Annotated in this window: 15 protein-coding genes; 6 read left to right on the forward strand and 9 right to left on the reverse strand. The window is 35.9% G+C overall.

What is annotated here, in order from left to right; translation table 11 throughout:
- Positions 1–41 precede the first annotated feature (41 nt).
- On the forward strand, positions 42–344 hold the full coding sequence (locus tag CC99x_RS06160) for an HVO_A0114 family putative DNA-binding protein (RefSeq protein ID WP_057622629.1): 303 nt from the start codon (positions 42–44) through the stop codon (positions 342–344).
- A gap of 69 nt (positions 345–413) precedes the next feature.
- On the opposite strand, the gene CC99x_RS06165 is transcribed toward CC99x_RS06160, so the two are convergent.
- The gene (locus CC99x_RS06165) at positions 414–1,487 is read right to left on the reverse strand and encodes a hypothetical protein (protein ID WP_057622626.1); all 1,074 of its coding nucleotides are present in this window, start codon (positions 1,485–1,487) and stop codon (positions 414–416) included.
- A gap of 344 nt (positions 1,488–1,831) precedes the next feature.
- On the opposite strand from CC99x_RS06165, the gene CC99x_RS06170 reads away from it, so the two are divergent.
- Positions 1,832–2,287 (forward strand): hypothetical protein, encoded by a 456-nt coding sequence (locus tag CC99x_RS06170; RefSeq protein WP_057622625.1) that lies wholly within the window; start codon positions 1,832–1,834, stop codon positions 2,285–2,287.
- A gap of 70 nt (positions 2,288–2,357) precedes the next feature.
- Here CC99x_RS06170 and CC99x_RS06175 read toward each other — a convergent pair whose 3' ends face one another.
- Together CC99x_RS06175 and CC99x_RS06180 are read right to left on the reverse strand one after the other, a co-directional pair.
- On the reverse strand, positions 2,358–4,058 hold the full coding sequence (locus CC99x_RS06175; protein WP_057622623.1) for a hypothetical protein: 1,701 nt from the start codon (positions 4,056–4,058) through the stop codon (positions 2,358–2,360).
- A 256-nt stretch (positions 4,059–4,314) separates the two neighbouring features.
- Positions 4,315–4,536 carry a hypothetical protein gene (locus tag CC99x_RS06180; protein ID WP_141651857.1) on the reverse strand — a complete coding sequence of 74 codons (222 nt, stop codon included), beginning with the start codon at positions 4,534–4,536 and terminating at the stop codon, positions 4,315–4,317.
- Between the two features lie 234 nt (positions 4,537–4,770).
- On the opposite strand from CC99x_RS06180, the gene CC99x_RS06185 reads away from it, so the two are divergent.
- From CC99x_RS06185 to CC99x_RS06200, 4 genes are all read left to right on the forward strand, one after another.
- On the forward strand, positions 4,771–5,508 hold the full coding sequence (locus CC99x_RS06185; RefSeq protein WP_057622620.1) for a DUF2520 domain-containing protein: 738 nt from the start codon (positions 4,771–4,773) through the stop codon (positions 5,506–5,508).
- Complete coding sequence (gene panB, locus CC99x_RS06190; protein ID WP_057622618.1) at positions 5,505–6,290, forward strand: 3-methyl-2-oxobutanoate hydroxymethyltransferase; 786 nt, start codon at positions 5,505–5,507, stop codon at positions 6,288–6,290. Before CC99x_RS06185 ends, panB begins: the two co-directional genes overlap by 4 nt.
- A gap of 25 nt (positions 6,291–6,315) precedes the next feature.
- Positions 6,316–7,116 (forward strand): pantoate--beta-alanine ligase, encoded by an 801-nt coding sequence (panC, locus tag CC99x_RS06195; protein WP_057622616.1) that lies wholly within the window; start codon positions 6,316–6,318, stop codon positions 7,114–7,116.
- Positions 7,117–7,224: 108 nt separating this feature from the next.
- On the forward strand, positions 7,225–7,992 hold the full coding sequence (locus CC99x_RS06200) for a type III pantothenate kinase (protein WP_057622615.1): 768 nt from the start codon (positions 7,225–7,227) through the stop codon (positions 7,990–7,992).
- Positions 7,993–8,137: 145 nt separating this feature from the next.
- Here the strand turns inward: CC99x_RS06200 and CC99x_RS06205 are convergent, their stop codons facing one another.
- The 6 genes from CC99x_RS06205 to CC99x_RS06230 all read right to left on the reverse strand — a co-directional run bounded on the left by CC99x_RS06205 (position 8,138) and on the right by CC99x_RS06230 (position 18,460).
- Positions 8,138–10,540, reverse strand: a complete 2,403-nt coding sequence (locus CC99x_RS06205) for an ankyrin repeat domain-containing protein (RefSeq protein WP_320416227.1) — start codon at positions 10,538–10,540, stop codon at positions 8,138–8,140.
- Positions 10,541–10,728: 188 nt separating this feature from the next.
- Complete coding sequence (locus CC99x_RS06210; protein WP_057622611.1) at positions 10,729–11,772, reverse strand: ankyrin repeat domain-containing protein; 1,044 nt, start codon at positions 11,770–11,772, stop codon at positions 10,729–10,731.
- Positions 11,773–11,989: 217 nt separating this feature from the next.
- On the reverse strand, positions 11,990–13,909 hold the full coding sequence (locus CC99x_RS06215; RefSeq protein ID WP_057622610.1) for an ankyrin repeat domain-containing protein: 1,920 nt from the start codon (positions 13,907–13,909) through the stop codon (positions 11,990–11,992).
- 276 nt (positions 13,910–14,185) lie between these two features.
- The gene (locus CC99x_RS06220) at positions 14,186–14,461 is read right to left on the reverse strand and encodes an ankyrin repeat domain-containing protein (RefSeq protein ID WP_320416228.1); all 276 of its coding nucleotides are present in this window, start codon (positions 14,459–14,461) and stop codon (positions 14,186–14,188) included.
- Positions 14,462–14,867: 406 nt separating this feature from the next.
- On the reverse strand, positions 14,868–16,229 hold the full coding sequence (locus tag CC99x_RS06225; protein WP_057622604.1) for an ankyrin repeat domain-containing protein: 1,362 nt from the start codon (positions 16,227–16,229) through the stop codon (positions 14,868–14,870).
- Between the two features lie 245 nt (positions 16,230–16,474).
- Positions 16,475–18,460, reverse strand: coding sequence for an ankyrin repeat domain-containing protein (locus tag CC99x_RS06230; protein ID WP_057622602.1), 1,986 nt, complete (start codon positions 18,458–18,460; stop codon positions 16,475–16,477).
- Positions 18,461–18,493 lie beyond the last annotated feature (33 nt).

The raw sequence follows: 18,493 nt of genomic DNA on the forward strand, positions 1-18,493 counted from the left end.
TTGATAATAACTATGTTACTTTGCTAGAAAGAAGTGTAATAGTGTTCTTACACGCAAAGTTTGGGCAGACAAAACTGGGGGGTAACCAGGTATGCGTTGGCCTATTAAAATTCTTATCTGAAAATAAATTTGATCTTATTGATCTCATTCGTGATAAACCGCAATCAATTTCCGAGCTGGTTAAAGCATTGCATCGTAATCGCGCGGCTGTTACCAGAGATGTTAATACTTTGGAAGAATATGGCTTGGTTAAATCTGAAATGGTGGTAAACGCGGGTCATGGTCGTGTAAGAATCGTGATGCCTGTAACTAAGGAAGCAGTAACCTTACAAATTAGACCCTGAATTGCATAGTACACTTATACTATGCATCTTGAGATCGCCTCAAAAATAGCCGGCCAACTAATTTGTCAGCTATTTCTTGGCATGTCTCTTTTTATGTTTTGCGGCATTTGAGCTATCGCTGTCTTCTGGTGCAGCTTCGTCGATTGTTAAAACTTCAGCAATGTGTTGACGATATGGACTGTAATTAAAAAATTCTTGTTTGCTAAATGCTTCAAATATATTTAAGTTAAATTCTCCTCGAGCATGTTTTTCCATTAATGCACATAGAGACACGCCACAATCATAGATATTCTGCTGATTTGGCATTTTGAAAGATTCATATGCGATTATTGCTTCAGGATGTAATTTTGAAAAATATGTGGAAGTATTTTTGAGATATTCTGCATGATGTTGCAACATATCTAAGCTATCGCTCCCATAGATCTTAATGTATTCTAAATCTGTCAAATCTGCTAGCAAGCTATAATAATGTGATCCATCATTGACAGAAATAGCGACATGTTTCTTCCCTTTCAGCTGCTCTGCTGCTTTCTTCAGTATTTGCTTAAGCGGAATTTGCACAAAACCTTCGTCTTGTGTTTCTTCTAGGGCTTCTGGTGTTTCTGACCCAGATTGTAAATCTTGCAGAAACGGTATAATGGTTAAGCCATAATCTATAAATTTAAAATCAGTATGAATCTGCTCCAATTTTTGTGCAAATTTACGAATTAAAATACTAGACATCCAAAGCTCTTCTGGCTCTATATCTGTTTTTTTAAAACGTAAACGCTCTTCTGCTTTGGGATCAACAGACTGAATCGTGCTATCTCTTGAATATTTATCCTTAAGTTTTGCAAGATTCTGTTCATGAAGTAAGTTTGAAGAAGGACAACTAAAGCTTAGCCCATTTTCTTTATCGCAAATGAATTCTAAAGCAGATGGAGAGGATGCTGCCTCAGCTTCTTCATCTTCACTTGAGTCATCGATTGATAAATCGATAACTTCAGCTTTTCTTGTTTTTGGACGTTTATGATGTGCTTTTTCTTTTTGGTTGAGTATCGAATGAGGGCGTTTTTTATGGTTATGTTGGGGGGAAACGGTAGTTTGCTCCTCTTCACTTGAACCCAAAAACCAATAAAAAGGCTTAAAAAACATGTTAAGCATAAAAACACCATAATAGAGCGTATATTCAATATCATGGCATTATAACGGTAGAAATACTGCCGTGCGATACTGTTGGTCGGACTAATACATGATTTTATCAATATATACTCATTAAAACCATCATCGAGCACAATTGGCCTAAAGATCTTACGTCCCTTCTCTCCCTATTATCATGATCTTTTAGGCAGCCTTCATAACCTGTATTTCGTTTTCTTTGCGTTATAAGGATTGGGGCAAGCCTGTACTATAGCAAATCATAGCTTTATAAAAATAATTTGATATCATTCATTAAATGATTAATTACTCGCACTGTACTAAGCAAAATAACTACATAGGAAATTTAAATGGTTTATAGCAAGCCGCTGTTTTTTGGGCTATTGGCATGTCTCGTTTTGAATTGCTCAGCATCTGAGCAACATGCTTCTTCCGCAAAAAATAAAGCAATGATTGTCACAATCGATAACACACAAAAAAATAAAGACTTGTCTCAGTATTCAGACAATGATGCCTTGCTAGATTTGTCAAAAAAATTAGATGATTTTGTGGAAATATCTTCAAATTGTCTTGGAAAGACAGAAATTAAAACATCAATTTGCATAGTGCGGGAGCTGGAAAAAATAGCAGGCGAACAAAATAATTATATAGCGCAACATATGCTGGGAAATATATATGAAAAAAGAGACAATTTTAAACTTTCTCTTCAATGGTATGAACTAGCTCTTTCAAATGAAAATTTACCACATTTTTATAAAGCTCAAATCCAAGCAGACTATGAACGTGTAAGATTAAAAGTGTTTTAAAATGATGTAATGTGGGATTAAAAAATCAGGCGGTTGTATACCGCCTTTCCGTTTCTAATTTTATCAAAAATCAAAATCCTTTTTTCTTAGGGCTACTAGAAGTTCCGGCATTATCATTATAATACTCTGCATCTAATTCAATAGAGGCGCACGTTTCGGCGCCTATCCTAACCTCTGCCTTTTCGCCAGCCAACGGAGGTATTGTTAACAGATTATTTTCTGTTTCCTCATCATTCACATTCTCATCACAGAGTAACTCTATAAGAGAAGATGATGGCATACTATTACTAGGCTGATATTCTCTACGCTTCTTTTTAGGGGTAGTTAATACTGCCAATCTTTCTCTGGGATCCATCTTTGTATCGCCTACACAGTTTCGCATGGCATATAGCTGATACATTGGGGTGGTGCGGCTATCGACAGGAACACCATCTTCAATATCACGTACTTTTTGCCAACACTCAAATGTTTCTTCATCTTTTCTTAGTTTTTCGGCTAATGCAGCACAGAGATCTGTGTCTTTAAGAGGGCGCCACTGTTTACTTGCCCATTTATATATTTCCGTGAATACCGCATCTACGGTTGCTGTCTTCTCGCTCATTAATTCTAGCTTTTTTGACTCACATGTTTCGTAAGTTTTATCAATCATAAAATGAATCAAGTGAAGAGTCGTTGCTCTTAATTCTGGCTCAAGATTTTTTCGCTTTTTTATAACATTTTCGTAAAAATCCATTACAAATTGATACTGCTCAGCAGGATTGGTTTTGCTATAGAATCCTTCAAAAAAGTCATTATTTCCAAAAAAATCTAATTGCCCATTGACTTCCTCACGAAACCTTAATAATAGAGGCAAAGTTTGAGCAGTTTTTTCGTCAAAATCTTCTTCAATTGTCCGGTTCATTTCAGCAAGCGGATCCAATTTTTGAAGATTGCCCGCTACTGTATGTAAGCTAGAGATATCAGCAGTTTCACTGATAATGGTGGCTATTTTTTTTAAATGCGTAATGTCTCGTTCGGCTAAAATCAACTTGGATAGATTATCTAATATCGCTACGTTTTCTACAGCAATGATATGATTGACATGAGGATTTGTTAATAACGCTTCGCGATGCAATGGGTCTAATATATAATTAATCGCTTGATGCAAATCATAAGCACTATGCCTTGACAATATAAGTTCGGCATATTGTTTTAGTAGTTCTAAATTTTCTGTTTGTAAAATAATTGCGGCATATTGCTTTGTGGTTATTACATTGCTTGCATCAAAAATCAAATAAGCAAATTTCTCATACAAAAGCGTAATCCATTCTTTTATTTTGGGTCTTACTTCAAATAAATGTCTGTCTGCTACTTCATTATTAATAATTGCACGCTCTAATCGTGCAACTTGTTGGTAAACCACTTTAGGACTGTAGCCTTCTGATGCAACAATATTCTCTGCATCTGAGACTAAAACAGATGGCGCACAAAATACTGCTTGTTCCACAAGTATGGCAACATTTATCACTTCTTTTAAATCTTCAGGAAGTGCTACTTTAAAAGCATACTTATTTACAATCTTACCAATTTGAGCGGTACGCATGTGCTTAATAAATTCTTCAAGTACGTTTCTTAGTTCAGAATTTGATATTACTTTTTCATCTTGAGAATCTATCTTATCAGTGGGAAATTTATCTACAATATATTTTTCTAAGGTTTGTATTAAAGCCGAACCAAAGGCTATGTTCATGGATCTTAGGCTGGAAAATTCTGTAAGGTAAATATTAGGCATTAAGTTGTTAGCTTGCTACTTAAAAGGGAAATGATTTTAACATCATGTCTAACTAATTACCAAGACTAGATTTACAGTGTAATTGCAATTAATTCAGATGAAAATGAATCGCTTAAGAGATAGTGGAAGAATTTTATACCTAAAACAAGCCCCTGCTTAATTTGAGCTAGATGTCGTAAGTTGTTCGACAAACATCAAAAATCCCCTACTGATTTTAGTAAGTAAGGGATTGTTTAAAAATAAAAAACTATAATGATTATCTTTTCTTCTTATGCTTTTTGTGCGTGGTTTCTTCATGCTCAGGCTGCGCCCCGGGCAATTCAACACCTACTTTTCCTAGTAATTCTGCCCCTTTCTTTCCTGCATCGACTATTGTTTGGCCTGCTGCTATGGCTTCTTCTGCGCTAATAGTGCCATCCTTATCCGTATCAATCGCAGATTTTGTTTTGTTTTTGAACATAGTTAGACAGTTACCCATTTTTAATCCTTTAATTATTTTTTTTCCGACTGAACTTTGATAATACCACTTTTAAAATGCCGGTCTTCTGATTTTTAAAACAGAATTATTTCTTTACAAGAGCTTCGATATACAGCATAAACTTTACAAAACCATCTTTGATTGTGTAAATTGACCCTCGCGATGACTTATCAAATTAAGAAAGCATCGACAACTTTAACCAACTAACCTAAAAACTAATATAGGACTTGATCCATGAGACAAGTACCACGATATGCCATCATTGGCGCAGGCAAAATGGCTACACATTTTGCACATTACTTAAAACTACTTGCCATTCCTCACACTCAGCTCTCTCGTGCAGAAATCACTCAAGAAAAGCTTCAAAGCACATTACTGTCTTGCGACAGGCTATGTCTTTTAATCAGTGATGGGGCTATTCCTGATTTTATTGAAGCGCATTCACTGAGATACAATAGTAAAATTATACATTTTTCAGGTAGCCTTGTTATTGAGGGATGCTATAGCGCGCATCCATTGATGACATTTGGTACTGAACTATATACACAAGAACAATATCAATCCTTTCCTTTCATTATAGAGCAAGAAGGTTCTGATTTTGAAAATCTCCTTCCCGGGATCCCCAATCAACATTATAAAATACCTAAAAATTTAAAGCCTTTTTATCACAGCTTATGCGTAATGAGTGGGAATTTTAGCTGTATTTTATGGAAAAAATATTTTCAAGAACTAAAAGAAAAATTTAACATTTTAGAAAAAGACGCAAAACCTTATTTAAATATTATTTTTCAAAACATCTGCAATAATCCCTACGCAGCCTTAACAGGACCATTGATAAGGCAAGATAAGACGACGATTGAGTCTAATATGAATGCTTTAGACAATGACCCTTTTCAGCCTATTTACCAAGCCTTTGCAAGCGCTTTTCAAAACATACACCCAAACTATACAACGGAAGATACCTTGTCATGAAAATCACTGAACTCAAAAATGCCAAATTAAGAAATAACAAAATTACGATGGTAACTTGCTACGATTTTTGGAGCGCAAAAATCATTGCAAACACTCAAGTTGATATGATTTTGGTTGGCGATTCATTAGCAATGGTTATGCATGGATATACAACCACTGTACCCACAACTGTTGAGCTAATGTGCTTACATGTACAAGCGGTTGCTAAAGGAGCACCCCATAAATTAATTGTGGGAGATATGCCCTTCTTATCCTATCGAAAATCACTCGATCAAACGATGCTTGCTGTTGAAAGACTCATGCAAAGTGGCAGCCATGCAGTCAAACTTGAAGGTGGTCTGGGTAATGAAGAAGCCATTAAGCATATCGTTCAGTCTGGGGTATCCGTGATCGGACATATTGGCCTCACCCCACAGTCAATTCATCAATTGGGTGGCCATAAAGTACAAGGTAGTGAAGATGCAAAAGCAAATACACTGCTCACAGAGGCAAAAATACTAGAAGATGCGGGATGCTGTGCCCTTGTTTTAGAGTGCGTGCCAGAAAATTTGGCAGATCGCATTACTCAAGAATTAAGTATACCCACTATCGGCATCGGTGCCGGTAATAAAGTAGATGGACAAGTATTAGTTTTACAAGATTTGCTTGGAATGGATCCTGAATTTCAGCCTAAATTTTTAAGAAAATACTTAAATGGCTTCGATTTGTTAAAAGAAGCAATTGATCAATACAGTGCGGAAGTTAAGTCTGGTGCTTTTCCCTCTGCTCAACACAGTTATTAACTATCTACAAAAAGAAGTAAAAAATATGCAAATCATTGACTCCATCCATGAATGGAAAAAAATTAGAGAAACACTGCAAAATGAAAGCATCGGCTTTGTCCCCACTATGGGAAATTTGCATGCAGGACATGCTTCTTTGTTAAAAAGAAGCATCCATGAAAATAGCACAACTATTTTAAGCATATTTGTTAACCCCACCCAATTTAATGATGCCAATGATTTGAGTCGTTATCCAAAGACTTTAGAGGCCGATCTTGATATAGCTAAAGATTTAGGTGTTGATTATGTTTTTTTCCCTAATACAGACATGATGTACCCTGACAAATATCGATATAAAGTCACAGAAAATGCCTTTAGTGCTCAATTAGAAGGTCAACATAGGCCAGGTCACTTCGATGGGGTACTCACTGTCGTACTCAAATTATTTAATCTGATTAAGCCACATAAAGCATATTTTGGTGAGAAAGATAGACAGCAATTACTCTTAATTCAAGATATGGTAAAAGTCTTATTTTTGGATATAGAGATTATCCCGTGCCCTACTATTCGGGATGCCTCTGGTCTTGCTTTAAGCTCTCGTAATCAATTCTTATCTATAGAAAACAAACTGTTAGCTTCTAGGTTCCCTGCAATTCTACAAAGCAATAAAGCCCTCGAAGAAATTATTGGTCAACTATCAAACTTGGGGTTTGTAGTAGATTATGTAGAAGACTATGGTCAATATCGCTTTGGTGCGGTTAAAATACAGTCTGTAAGATTAATAGATAATTTTGATATACCCACAACAGATGATTCTGTGGTTAGGCGGCGAGTGTACGAGCAATAGGAGTGATGTATTGTGAGATGCGCGAAGCCAACAACGCCGACATTGCGCCCTTTAGGGCTAAGATTCATTTGTGAAGGGTATAAGCGAAGCTGAGAGGAATGTTCAAAGATGCTTTTATGTTTAGATGTCGGCAATTCACAAATTTTCGCTGGGTTATTTGATAACCAAAGCTTGGTTTTAAAATTTCGTTATGATAGCCGACATAGCTTTACCTCTGATCAATTTGGCGTCTTTATAAGAGGATTATTAAGAGAGCATAACTTTGACCCTCAAAGTATTAAGCAAGTAGCCTTAGCCTCTGTGGTGCCTGAGCTGGATTACTCCATTCGTGCAGGATGTATAAAATATTTAAATTGTGATCCCTTTATTTTAAAAGCAGGCGTCAAAACTGGCCTCAAGATAAAATATCATAATCCACTGGAAGTGGGCGCTGATCGCATTGCCAATGCAATTGCTGCTTGCTCTCAATTCCCCAATCAAAATATCATGGTTGTTAGCCTAGGAACAGCAACGACTTTTTGCTGTATTACAGAGGACAAATCCTATCTGGGAGGCGCTATTTTTCCAGGATTTTCATTGTGCATGAATGCATTACAAGAAGGCACCTCAAAATTAAAATCGGTGAGTATCGCCAAGCCAGAACAAGTGGTTGGCCAATCCACCTATCATGCCATCCAATCTGGCTTGTACTATGGACAGTTAGGTACAATCAAAGAGCAAATTTTTCAAGCTACAAGAACCGTATTTAATAAAAAGCCTCCTTGTGTTATCGGTACTGGCGGTTTCAGTCATTTATTTGAAGGTGAAACAGTTTTTAATGCCATTATTCCCGATCTCGTTCTTCATGGGATCCGTTTAGCCAATAATCAGCAATAAATTTATCTTGTCCAAGTAATAAGACTTAAAAGCCGTTTATTAAGCTGAAGCGTTTCCAGAAAGTTTTTGTACTGAAAAAATAAAAAAACATGTCATGCCAGCGAAGGCTGGCATCCAGATGACTTTTGAATTTTTATCTAAAATTTTAACTCAATTTTTTCTTTTTCTTAGGTGGTGCTAAGTCATCAAATCCTTCAGAATCTAACTGCATATCACCAAAACGCTCTGTGAAAGGAGCAGGGTTACGCGAATTGCTTGATTCAGTTTGGCTAAATTGCAAAATATTATTCTTAATCATGGCCACGTCTATATCAGTTCCTATTTCATTGTTAGCTTTTTTTAAAATTTTTACTTGATTCATAAGCTCATAAATCTCTTGGGCAAAACTAATATGCAGATTACTTGCCCATGTTTCTATCATCTGCCCTGCATCCTCATAGATCTGATCTTGATAAGACAGCTTTCTTAAAGACAAAAATCGTAATTCACCATAATATTTTTTTGTTTCTTTAATAAAAATATCTATTTCCTCATTTCTTAGCGACAGCATATCTAACAATTCTTTTTGCGCAGACTCATCTCTATCAAGAACCAATTTATCTAAGAGCAACTTGAGATTTTCCAGTTCTACATTACTTAAATTTTTTAATCTTGGTAATATACCTTGACCATCATTAGTAATGAGCTGCTCTTTAAAACGATTTAACAAATAATTAACCCCTATCGGTCTTGTCTCCGGCTTCTCTGCTATAGCTAAACCAATCATTGTATCTAGTAAACGTCGTCTTACACCTGTATTGCAACTTGGTTCATCATATCCTTTATTATCTACTTCATTATCATCAAAGTTATGTGCTCTATTTAAGAGAGCCAATGTTTTTATGAAGGTTTCTTTTTGGTTATTACAAACCTCCTCTTTAGTGGTTACTCCTTTTTCTATCAAATTCATATTATCATTGCTCAGCTCAATATTTTCATCATTTAGAGCATGCCAAATCAGCGCTAACAAACGCCAATCTTCAGGGGTGATTGAGGTTTGCCTTGCCTTTGATGTTCCTTCTACAAATTTTGCATTAGGAGATATCCATTTATTCTTAGAACCTGCAAACAAATAGCGCCAGGCCTGATGTTCTATATTTAAGAGCTGACGCTTCGTTAATTTTCTATCTTTTTTGTCTAGCTCCAATTTTAATTTTTTCTTCGCAAGACGGCCGGTAAGATACGCTTTCAAATCATTTAATGATTTTTTTTCATCCAGATAAGGGTAAAGCTTCTCTAGTGCATGCACGATACCTTGTTCTTGCAGGTTCAATAAGCGTTGTGAATTTTCTTTGTCTTGCGCCATTGCACGAAGGTCTTCAACGACATTATCTGCATCCAATATCGCTGCTCGTACCGCATCAACCCTTAAAAGACGCTCAACAACATCAGAAAAATTATTCAAATATGCCTGACGAATAATTTCGTTATGATTGTTTGCGATTTTATTTCTTACAGCATCAATCTCTAAAAGAAGATCAATTGATGCAAGCTTTTTGTATTTGTCACATTTTTTATATTGTGCAACTATTCGAAAAATTTCATTATCTTTGTCAGCAATTTTGTCTCGCACCGTTTCAAATTCCAAAAGACGAGAAATCACAAGAAACGCGACTTTTTCAGCAGCCAGATGAAGAGCATAATTACCATTTTCATAAACAATTCTCTGCAATTTGTCAATTTTCAAAAGGCGATCTACAACAGCAAGGCGCTCACAGATAATTGCTCTATGGAAAGCATTTTTGATAATATAAATATCATCATTTATTTCTTCAAATTCTAAAAAAAGATTAACCACATCAAAATGACCATTTTCTGCAGCCCAATAAAAAGCCCTATCTAGTAGTGCACCACGTACTGATGGAAACTCTAAAAGACGAACAACCACATCAAGACAACCATTTTTAGCAGCCAAACATAAGGCTAAATTATCATCTATTGAAACACGATTTTTAATAGAGTTAATTTCCAACAAGAGATTGACCAGATCAAGAGAGCCATTCTGACAGGCCAAACGGAACGCAGTATTATTAACATCTTCAACAATATTATTTTTGACCACATTAGAAGATAAAAGATGACGTACCATATTAATATCGCCATACAAAATCGCAGTACAAAAAAATTCATAATTAATTTCAACATCTTTTCGATAGACTAAAAATCTCAAGCAATCATAAATTTCATCATTCTTTTGTTTTTGGCATGCTCGCTCTAAATCATCGAGTATGTGTAACATGTTACTTGTATCTGATAGGCCTGTGGCAATGCTGCGGCTTTGAGTTATTGAGATTGTTTTCAGATTACTTCCCATACTGGCAAAGCAATAAATTTCATGTAGAAAAGCAATTTGAGGACGATCTGCCAACGTATTTATCAGTTCTGTTGCATTTTCATAAATACGCCCGTGATAAGAAAAATTTCTCAAAGCCAAGAAGTGTGACTTACCATAAAATTTTATTCTGTTTTCAATGAAATTCTCTACGTCTCTGCTGTCTAGTGATAGCATGATAGACAACGATTTTTGTAAAGACTCATCCTGATCTGAAAACTTATCTAGCAGTTCTTGAAGATTTCTTAATTCGACAACGCTCAATCTTTTTAATTTAGGCAATATGCCTGTACCACTTGTAATCAGTTGTTCTTTAAAACACTTTACTAAGTAATTAATACTTAACCGTAGGCTACGGTCTTTAGTTATAGATATTTTTTTTTGGATCTCCCACACACTGGCTGGCTGGCTGGCTGGCTGGCTGGCTGGCTGGCTGGCTGGCTGGCTGGCTGGCTGGCTGGCTGGCTGGCTGGCTGGCTGGCTGGCTGGCTGGCTGGCTGGCTAACAAGATAATAAATTTTATCTGCAAAAGCAAGTTGAGGATGCTTTGCCAAAGTGTTTATCAGTTCTGCTGCATCTTTATAAATATGCTCGTGATAAGAAAAATCTCTCAAAGCCAAGAAACGTGATTCACCATAAAAATCTTTTCTGCTTTTTATAAAAGCTTCTACTTCTTGATTACTTAGTGAGAGTATGGCGGATAACGATTCTTGTACGGACTCATCGTTGTCTAAAAACTTACCTAATAATTCGTGAAGATTTTTTAATTCGGCATCACTCAAGCTTTTTAATTTTGGCAATATGCCTTGACTATCATGAGTAATCAATTGATCTTTAAAAGACTTTACTAAATAATTAACACTTATTGGTCTGTTACCCGGCTTTTCTGCTATAGCACGTCTCGATTCTTTACGCTCTTGAATTATAGAACGAAAATTCTTATCTGCAGCATCATCAGAAATTAACACTAGATCTTGTACGTCTGAAAAATCTAGAAGACGAATGCACACATTCATATGGCCGTTCTGAGCAGCCGCACGAAAAACTTTGTTATTATCGATCGCAATTATACTTCTAACAGCATAAAACTCTAGCAGCCGATTGACGATAGCAAGATTGCCATTTTGAGCGGCCAAATAAAGCACTTCATTGCGATTAGATGCAATGTTATCTTGCACCGCATAAATTTTCAGGAGCGAATTTACTATATCAAGATCTCCGATGTTAACAGCTGCACGAAGTACTATATCAAAATCGCCACTTTCAATAGCTGTACGAAGTTCTTTGTTACTACTATTAATATTTTCTAAAAATTTCTTTTTATAGGCATCATAAAAAGAAATAAAACTATCAACGTATTCATTAACTTCATTCTTTATATTTTTTTTAATACTAAAAGAATCCAGCATTTTTATACCTTTAACTGAGTTTTATATTTAAATAAATTTTGCCAGCCTATCAAATTAAGCGCATAATTTCCTATAGCATTAATTGCTATTGATTTTCCTGTATGGTAGTAAAAAAAGACGGTAGGTAGGGTTTTATATATGTGCTATTACACTTTTCTTCATGCAATAGCACATGTTTACATCTTTCTTCAAAAAGCCAAATCTTCTTAAGAATAGATTAAGGTTTTCGGAGACGAATATTCGAAGACTCTAATTCACTAGATTCTAGTTGCATATCACTAAAACGCTCTGCTAAAGGCTCAGGATTAGGCGTATTGTTTGATTTTCTTTTACTAAATTGCAAAATGCTGCTCTCATGCATGGCAACATCTATATCATTTTGAAACATTGTTGGCTCAGCAAAGCCTAACTGCATATCACCAAAACGCTCTGTCAAAGAATCAGGGTTACGCGAATTGCTTGATTCTGTCGTACTAAATTGCAAACCTTGCTGTTTCAGTGCTTGTATTGAGTTTTCTTTATCTTGCGCTAAAGCACAAAGATTTTTATATAGATTGTCTTCTACCAATCTTCCGGTACGCAACAATGCGGCACGCACCGCATCAATCTCTATCAGACGAGAGACTACAGCATGATGACCATTTGCAGCTGCTGAACGAAGTGCCTTATTATTATTGATGGTGATCTTGTCTATCACTGCTGGGAACTCTAAAAGACGGTTTACGACATCAAGATGACCATTGCGAGCAGACCAGCAAAGTGCTTTGTTATCCTCTGCAGAAATATTATCTTTTACTGCCTCAAATCTTAAAAGACGATTGACTGTAGCAAGATCGCCATTGTGAGCAAAACAGCGAAATGCTTCATTGTTCCTGGCAGCAATGTCATCTCTTATTGTCTTAAACTCTAAAAGGCGATCGACTACATTAAGATGGTTATTGCGAGCAGACAAACGAAGTGCTGCGTTATCTTTGACAGCAATGTTATCTTTTACTGCCTTAAATTCTAAAAGGCGATTAACAACATCAATACGACCATATTGAGCTGCCCGGCGAAATGCTTTGTTATTCTCGGCAGAAATGTTATCTTTTACTGTCTTAAATTTTAAAAGACGATTAACGATATCAAGATTGCCATTTTGAGCTGCAACAAAAAGTGCTGCGGTACCATAAACGGCAATGTTATCTTGTACTTCCTTAAACGCTAAAAGACGCTCGACTACATTAAGATGCCCATATTCAACCGCATCGAGAAATGCTCTTTCATTGTTTGTAGTGATGTTATCACGGACGACGCTATTGTTGGTTAAATGATCCTCAACCTTAAACAGATCGCCATTTTGAATTGCTGTATAAAAATCTATTTCAAAATGCTTTTTTGTGCTAGATGTTCTATCAGGATTACGCGTATTGCTTGATTTGGTTTGGCTAATAAATTGCAAATTTTTCTGTTTCAGTGCTTGTATTGCGTTTTCTTTACCTCGCGCTAAAGCACGAAGATCTTCATCTGTATTGTCTGCTGCTAATATGGCTCTACGGACTTCATCAAACTGCATCAGATATGCGATGACATCATAATATTCGTTATAGTATGCTACTAAAAAAGTGTCATTATGGTATTGTGTAATATTATTTCTAACATCTGGATACTCTAAAAGACGAATCACTACAGACAGGCATCCGCTTTCAACAGCAAGGCAAAATGCTTCATTCTTATTTGCTGCAATATCGCGCTCTACCTCCTTGAATTTCAAAAAACGATTTACAATATCAATATGATCATTTTCAGCTGCCATACAGAACGCTTGATTATTTTCGGTAGCAAACATCTCTGCAACTTTATCGATCTCTAAAAGATGATTAACCATTTCAGTATGGCCTTTCCTAGCAGCTGCACAAAGCGTTTGATTATTTTTTGAATCAGCGCTATTTTGAACGCTTTGCATTTTTAAAAGGCGATAAAATATATCAAGATGCCCCTTGCACACGGCTCTATAAAGAGCGTCACCATTTCTGATTAAAGTAGAATTTTGAACCATCTCATCTTCTAAAAGACGCTCAACATCGTCTAAAGATCCTTTGCTGATTGCTTCATAAAGCTGATCATTTTTTTGTGTGAGAGTAAATGAATCCAGCATTATCAACACCTTATATTTTTCAATGATAATATTTTTTGTTAGAACCTCTTTATTTAAATTAAAATAGAAATTCTTTCTATAGCATTAATTACTATTGACATCGTCACATGGTCGTGATGGACAAAAATTGGGTATATATTATGGTGAAAATAGGTATGATTATTGAAGTATTCTTAAGAAGAGTTGGTGAGCAGATAAATTTTTTAAAATATTTGCTTTAAAAATCCTCCCGCTGCAAATGGCAACTCTCTTACATTTTTTCGTCAGACAAAGTACTCAGTAATTTTTAAGGCTTTCTTCTGATACAGCCGCTCGTTCAATATTAAATTTTTGAAGAAGCTCTACTATATCAAGGTGGCGATTATTATCAGCCAAGCGTAAAGCGTCGTTGTACCAGGATGTAATCTCATCTGCTACTTCAGGAAATTCTAGAAAGCGCTTCACTATATCAAAGTGGCCACTATGAGCCGCCCAAAGTAAAGCGCTATTTTTATTGTTCGCAACCTCCCTTGCCACTGCCGGAAATTCTAAAAGACGGTTCATTATCTCAATACATCCACTATAATGTTATTGACCACCGACTGAGACTCTAAAAATCGGTTTACTATATCAAGACGCCTCATACAAATAGCACTGCAAAGAGGATAGTGGCCTTTAGTTACAAGATAAACCTGTATCACCTCATGCTCTAAAAATTTATTAATATCTTCTAAGCATCCTTTTTGAAGGGCTGCATAAAAATCATTAATATATATTTTTGTTTCATCAGACGAGCCAAACATTCTTTTACCTTTTAAATAAAAAAAATTTTTTGATTAAAACAAAGCAATGTTATTGTTTGCTATAGCAACAACTGCTATTGACAAAGATTATCCTATTCTTCTTTGGATACTCCTCTTCTCACCTATCCTCATCATTTATATCTTTCTTCAAAAACCTAAATTTCATGAGGAACAAATTAAGGTTTCGAGAAATGAATATTTAAATGCTTTGATTCATTAGAATCTAACTGCATATCACCAAAAGGCTCTGCCAAAGGTTTAGGATTACGTGCATTACTTGATTCTGTTTGACTAAATTGCAAAACGCGGCTCTCATGCATGGCAACGTCTATATCAATTTTTGGAGATATTTCTGGCTCAACAAATTGCAAAATATCTTTTGCATAGAGATTACCGCCTAAAAAAACTTCCCCTATGAAACTTGTACATTCATTTTTTATTATCTTCAAACCACTCAAGCATACTAACAAGTGTTCTTGTACAAGCATGCTGCAACCTGGCTTGTCTAGCCCACCATCATCAATACCATTATTAAAATTATGCTTTCTAGCTAAAACAACCAGATTTAATAAAAAATTTTCTTTTAAAGAATTATTCCCGCCATTTTTTGCTAGCTGGTTTTTCTGCATGAGGGCGACACAAGCCTCATTATAGTTAATATGCCCTTCACAGATGGCACGCCATATATGCCCTAACAAATGCAAATCTTTCTCTGTAATTGAAGACCGTCTGCCTTGCGCTGTATTTTTTACAAAATTAGCGCCTGGAGACATCCAGAAATTAGGATCTCCAAATAAATATCGATAAACTTGGTGGTGTGTATTTAAGAGCGGAGAATTTAATTCATCTCCATCCCTCATCTTTAAGCTCAAACCTTGAGCCGCAAGGCTTGTTTCAAGGTAGCTTTTTAAAGAGTTGAGTGACATAGCTGCTATTACTGCTCCCCATAAATCCTTAGAAGAAGGCTCTTTTTTACATGCGGCTAAAACATAAGACTTTATACGTTCTTTTTGGGGGGGCAATGCTGCTACTACCGCGCGTACTTCATCAAATTCCATTAAGCGTTTTACAATTGCATCATATCTAAATTTATATGCTGTTTGTAAAGCACGGTTATTACCGGCAGTGATATTTTTTGTTACTTCTGGAAATTTCAAAAGACAGTTCACCACATCCAAACGCCCATGCAAAACAGCAGTCATAAGCAATATGTTGTCGTTAATTGCAACATTATTTTTTACACCATCAAACTCCAACAAAAATTCAATTATACCAAGATTTCCTTTCTCAATAGCCAAACAAAGCGCATAATTACCGCTGCCTCCAACTGCATTCTTAACACCTCCAAATGTTAAAAGATATTCAATTATATGAATGTGTTCATTCTGAATAGCGGTACAAAGTGCCTTATTGTTTTTAGATGCAATTTTGTTTTTTAATGCATTATTTTCTAGCTGCTGCTTAACTTTATACAAATTACCTTTTTTGATTGCAGATAAAAATTCCTTAAACTCTATCGATGTGATTTTTCCCAGCATAAAAAATATCTCTTTATCTTTATTCTTTGAGTCCAGAATCTCTTTATTTAAATTAAAATAGAAATTCTTTCTATAGCATTAATTGCTATTGACTTCGCGACACGATTATGGGAAGGAAGTGAGCTGTGGGTATAATTATGCGAAAAATATGATACATTTTATGTAAATACCATATAATGATATGTTTCTTTTCTTGTTGATGAACAACCTGGGGGCTTTGAAAGCCCCCAGAGAAATGCTAAAAATTATCCTATCCTTCTTCTTTTCTTTGGATTTTCCTCTTCTTGCCTATCCTCATCAAAGGCTTCTTCTCTTTTTCTTTTCTTAGATGCTTTATCAGGATTGCGTGCATTGCTAGATTCTGTTTCACTAAATTGCAAAACATTAGTCTTAAGCATGACCGCATCTGTATCCGCTTCATTTTGTTGTTTTTCTTTTAGTGCAAGCTCTTGCTCAACAAATTGAAAAACTTCATTCGCAAAAGCAATGTGTGGATGAGCAGCCAATCCTCGCATCAGGTTTTCTGCATTTTGATAGACTGTTCCTTGGTAAGATAGGTTGTGCAAGGCTAAGAAACGAAGTTCTCCGTAATAATTCTTTGCCTCTTCAATAAATGCATCTACTTCTTGCGACTCGAATGCCAATATTGATACTAGTTCATCCAGCACCGAACCATCATTCTCCATGATAAATTTATCTAACAGCTCATTAAGCTGTTTTAATGCTGCATGGCTTAAGTTTTTTAACTTAGGCAACAATCCTTTAGCTTCATGCGTGATTAACTGTTCTTTGAAGCGCGCAGCCAAATAATCTGCACCGATGGGTCTTGTATCTGGCTTTTCTGCTATCTCCAAGCCGATTAGGCCTGTGAGCAAGCGCTGAGTCACACCCATGCTGCAACTGGGTTCATCTAACTTACCATTATCTTTTTGATTGTCACCATAATTATGTGCTCTAGCCAATAAAGCCAAGGTGGATATAAAGCTTTCTATTAAGTTGCGTCTAATCAGCTCTAAACTAGCAAGGCCTTCTTTGGTTAATTGAGCATTCTCTATTAAGGCAAGATTATCGGCATTCAGCTTAATGTTCTTATCAGTCAATGCTCGCCAAATTAATGCTAATAAATGCCAATCTTTTTCTGCGATTGAGGATTGTCTGCCTTGTTCTGTAACCTCTACAAAATTAGCCTCTGGAGACATCCAGGAATTTGGACGTGCAAACAAATAACGCCAAGCTTGGTGATATATACCATCAACTTGATACTGAAAATTACGTCTACTAAAAATCAAATGCAGTCGTTTAGCTTTACAACCCTTTTCAAGATAATTTCTTAACGATTTTAATTCTTTTTCTATGGCTGAAATATTTTTTGAGTCTAAATCTGGGTACAGCTTTTGCAATGCATTCACTATGCCTTGTTCTTGCAGGTTTAATGCGCGCATTGAGTTTTCTGTGTTTTGCGCTAAGGCACGAAGGTTTTCATCTGCATTGTCTGCTGCCAATACGGCGGCACGTACTGCCGGAAACTGCATCAGACGATTCACTACAGCATGATACCCCTTCAAATATGCCCAACGAAGTGCTGCGTTATCATCAGCAGTGATGTTATTTACCACGGCAGGAAACTCTAATAGCCGATTTACTATAGCAAGATGACCATTACGAGCAGACCAACAAAAGATATTATTTCCATTCATTGCATCTAGTATAAAATGAGTTTGTACTGCGGGAATTTTTAAAAGGCAATTTACAATTTCAATATGACCGCACATGCTTGCCCCGGAAAGAGCAGAATTATTAGCATCTGTAACCTTATCTCGCACTGATTTAAACTTCAAAAAGCGCTTTACTATAGCAAGATGCCCATGCTGTGCCGCTAAAGAAAGAGCTTGATTATCATAATATGCAAGACCAACTCGTATTGTAGGAAACTCTAAAAGACGCTCTAAAATATCCAAATGCCCATGCATTGCCACAAAAGCAATAGCACTATGCTTAGGATCTGCAATCATTTTTCGTAGTATTTTAAACTTTAAAAGGCGATTAAATACGGCAAGATTGCTACAACTAAAAGTAACGAAATGAAAAACCATGTCAAGATTAATTGTGATATCATCTCTCACTTCTTTGCGTTCTAAAAGCTGATTAAGAGCATCTAGATTACCTTCGTGAATGACGTTACAAAGAGCAAGCATATTTTCTCTACTATTTTCATTTAAAAATCCTAGCATTTCATCCTCGCAAAATTATTTGAATAACTTTGT

Source organism: Candidatus Berkiella cookevillensis (assembly GCF_001431315.2).
In the GTDB taxonomy this organism is placed as follows: domain Bacteria; phylum Pseudomonadota; class Gammaproteobacteria; order Berkiellales; family Berkiellaceae; genus Berkiella_A; species Berkiella_A cookevillensis.

Bases quoted from the DNA above. Each gene is read 5' to 3' on its own strand.
- CC99x_RS06165 (WP_057622626.1), bottom strand. From the start codon at position 1,487: ATGCTTAACATGTTTTTTAAGCCTTTTTATTGGTTTTTGGGTTCAAGT.
- CC99x_RS06170 (WP_057622625.1), top strand. From the start codon at position 1,832: ATGGTTTATAGCAAGCCGCTGTTTTTTGGGCTATTGGCATGTCTCGTT.
- CC99x_RS06175 (WP_057622623.1), bottom strand. From the start codon at position 4,058: ATGCCTAATATTTACCTTACAGAATTTTCCAGCCTAAGATCCATGAAC.
- CC99x_RS06180 (WP_141651857.1), bottom strand. From the start codon at position 4,536: ATGGGTAACTGTCTAACTATGTTCAAAAACAAAACAAAATCTGCGATT.
- CC99x_RS06185 (WP_057622620.1), top strand. From the start codon at position 4,771: ATGAGACAAGTACCACGATATGCCATCATTGGCGCAGGCAAAATGGCT.
- panB (WP_057622618.1), top strand. From the start codon at position 5,505: ATGAAAATCACTGAACTCAAAAATGCCAAATTAAGAAATAACAAAATT.
- panC (WP_057622616.1), top strand. From the start codon at position 6,316: ATGCAAATCATTGACTCCATCCATGAATGGAAAAAAATTAGAGAAACA.
- CC99x_RS06200 (WP_057622615.1), top strand. From the start codon at position 7,225: ATGCTTTTATGTTTAGATGTCGGCAATTCACAAATTTTCGCTGGGTTA.
- CC99x_RS06205 (WP_320416227.1), bottom strand. From the start codon at position 10,540: ATGCTATCACTAGACAGCAGAGACGTAGAGAATTTCATTGAAAACAGA.
- CC99x_RS06210 (WP_057622611.1), bottom strand. From the start codon at position 11,772: ATGCTGGATTCTTTTAGTATTAAAAAAAATATAAAGAATGAAGTTAAT.
- CC99x_RS06215 (WP_057622610.1), bottom strand. From the start codon at position 13,909: ATGCTGGATTCATTTACTCTCACACAAAAAAATGATCAGCTTTATGAA.
- CC99x_RS06225 (WP_057622604.1), bottom strand. From the start codon at position 16,229: ATGCTGGGAAAAATCACATCGATAGAGTTTAAGGAATTTTTATCTGCA.
- CC99x_RS06230 (WP_057622602.1), bottom strand. From the start codon at position 18,460: ATGCTAGGATTTTTAAATGAAAATAGTAGAGAAAATATGCTTGCTCTT.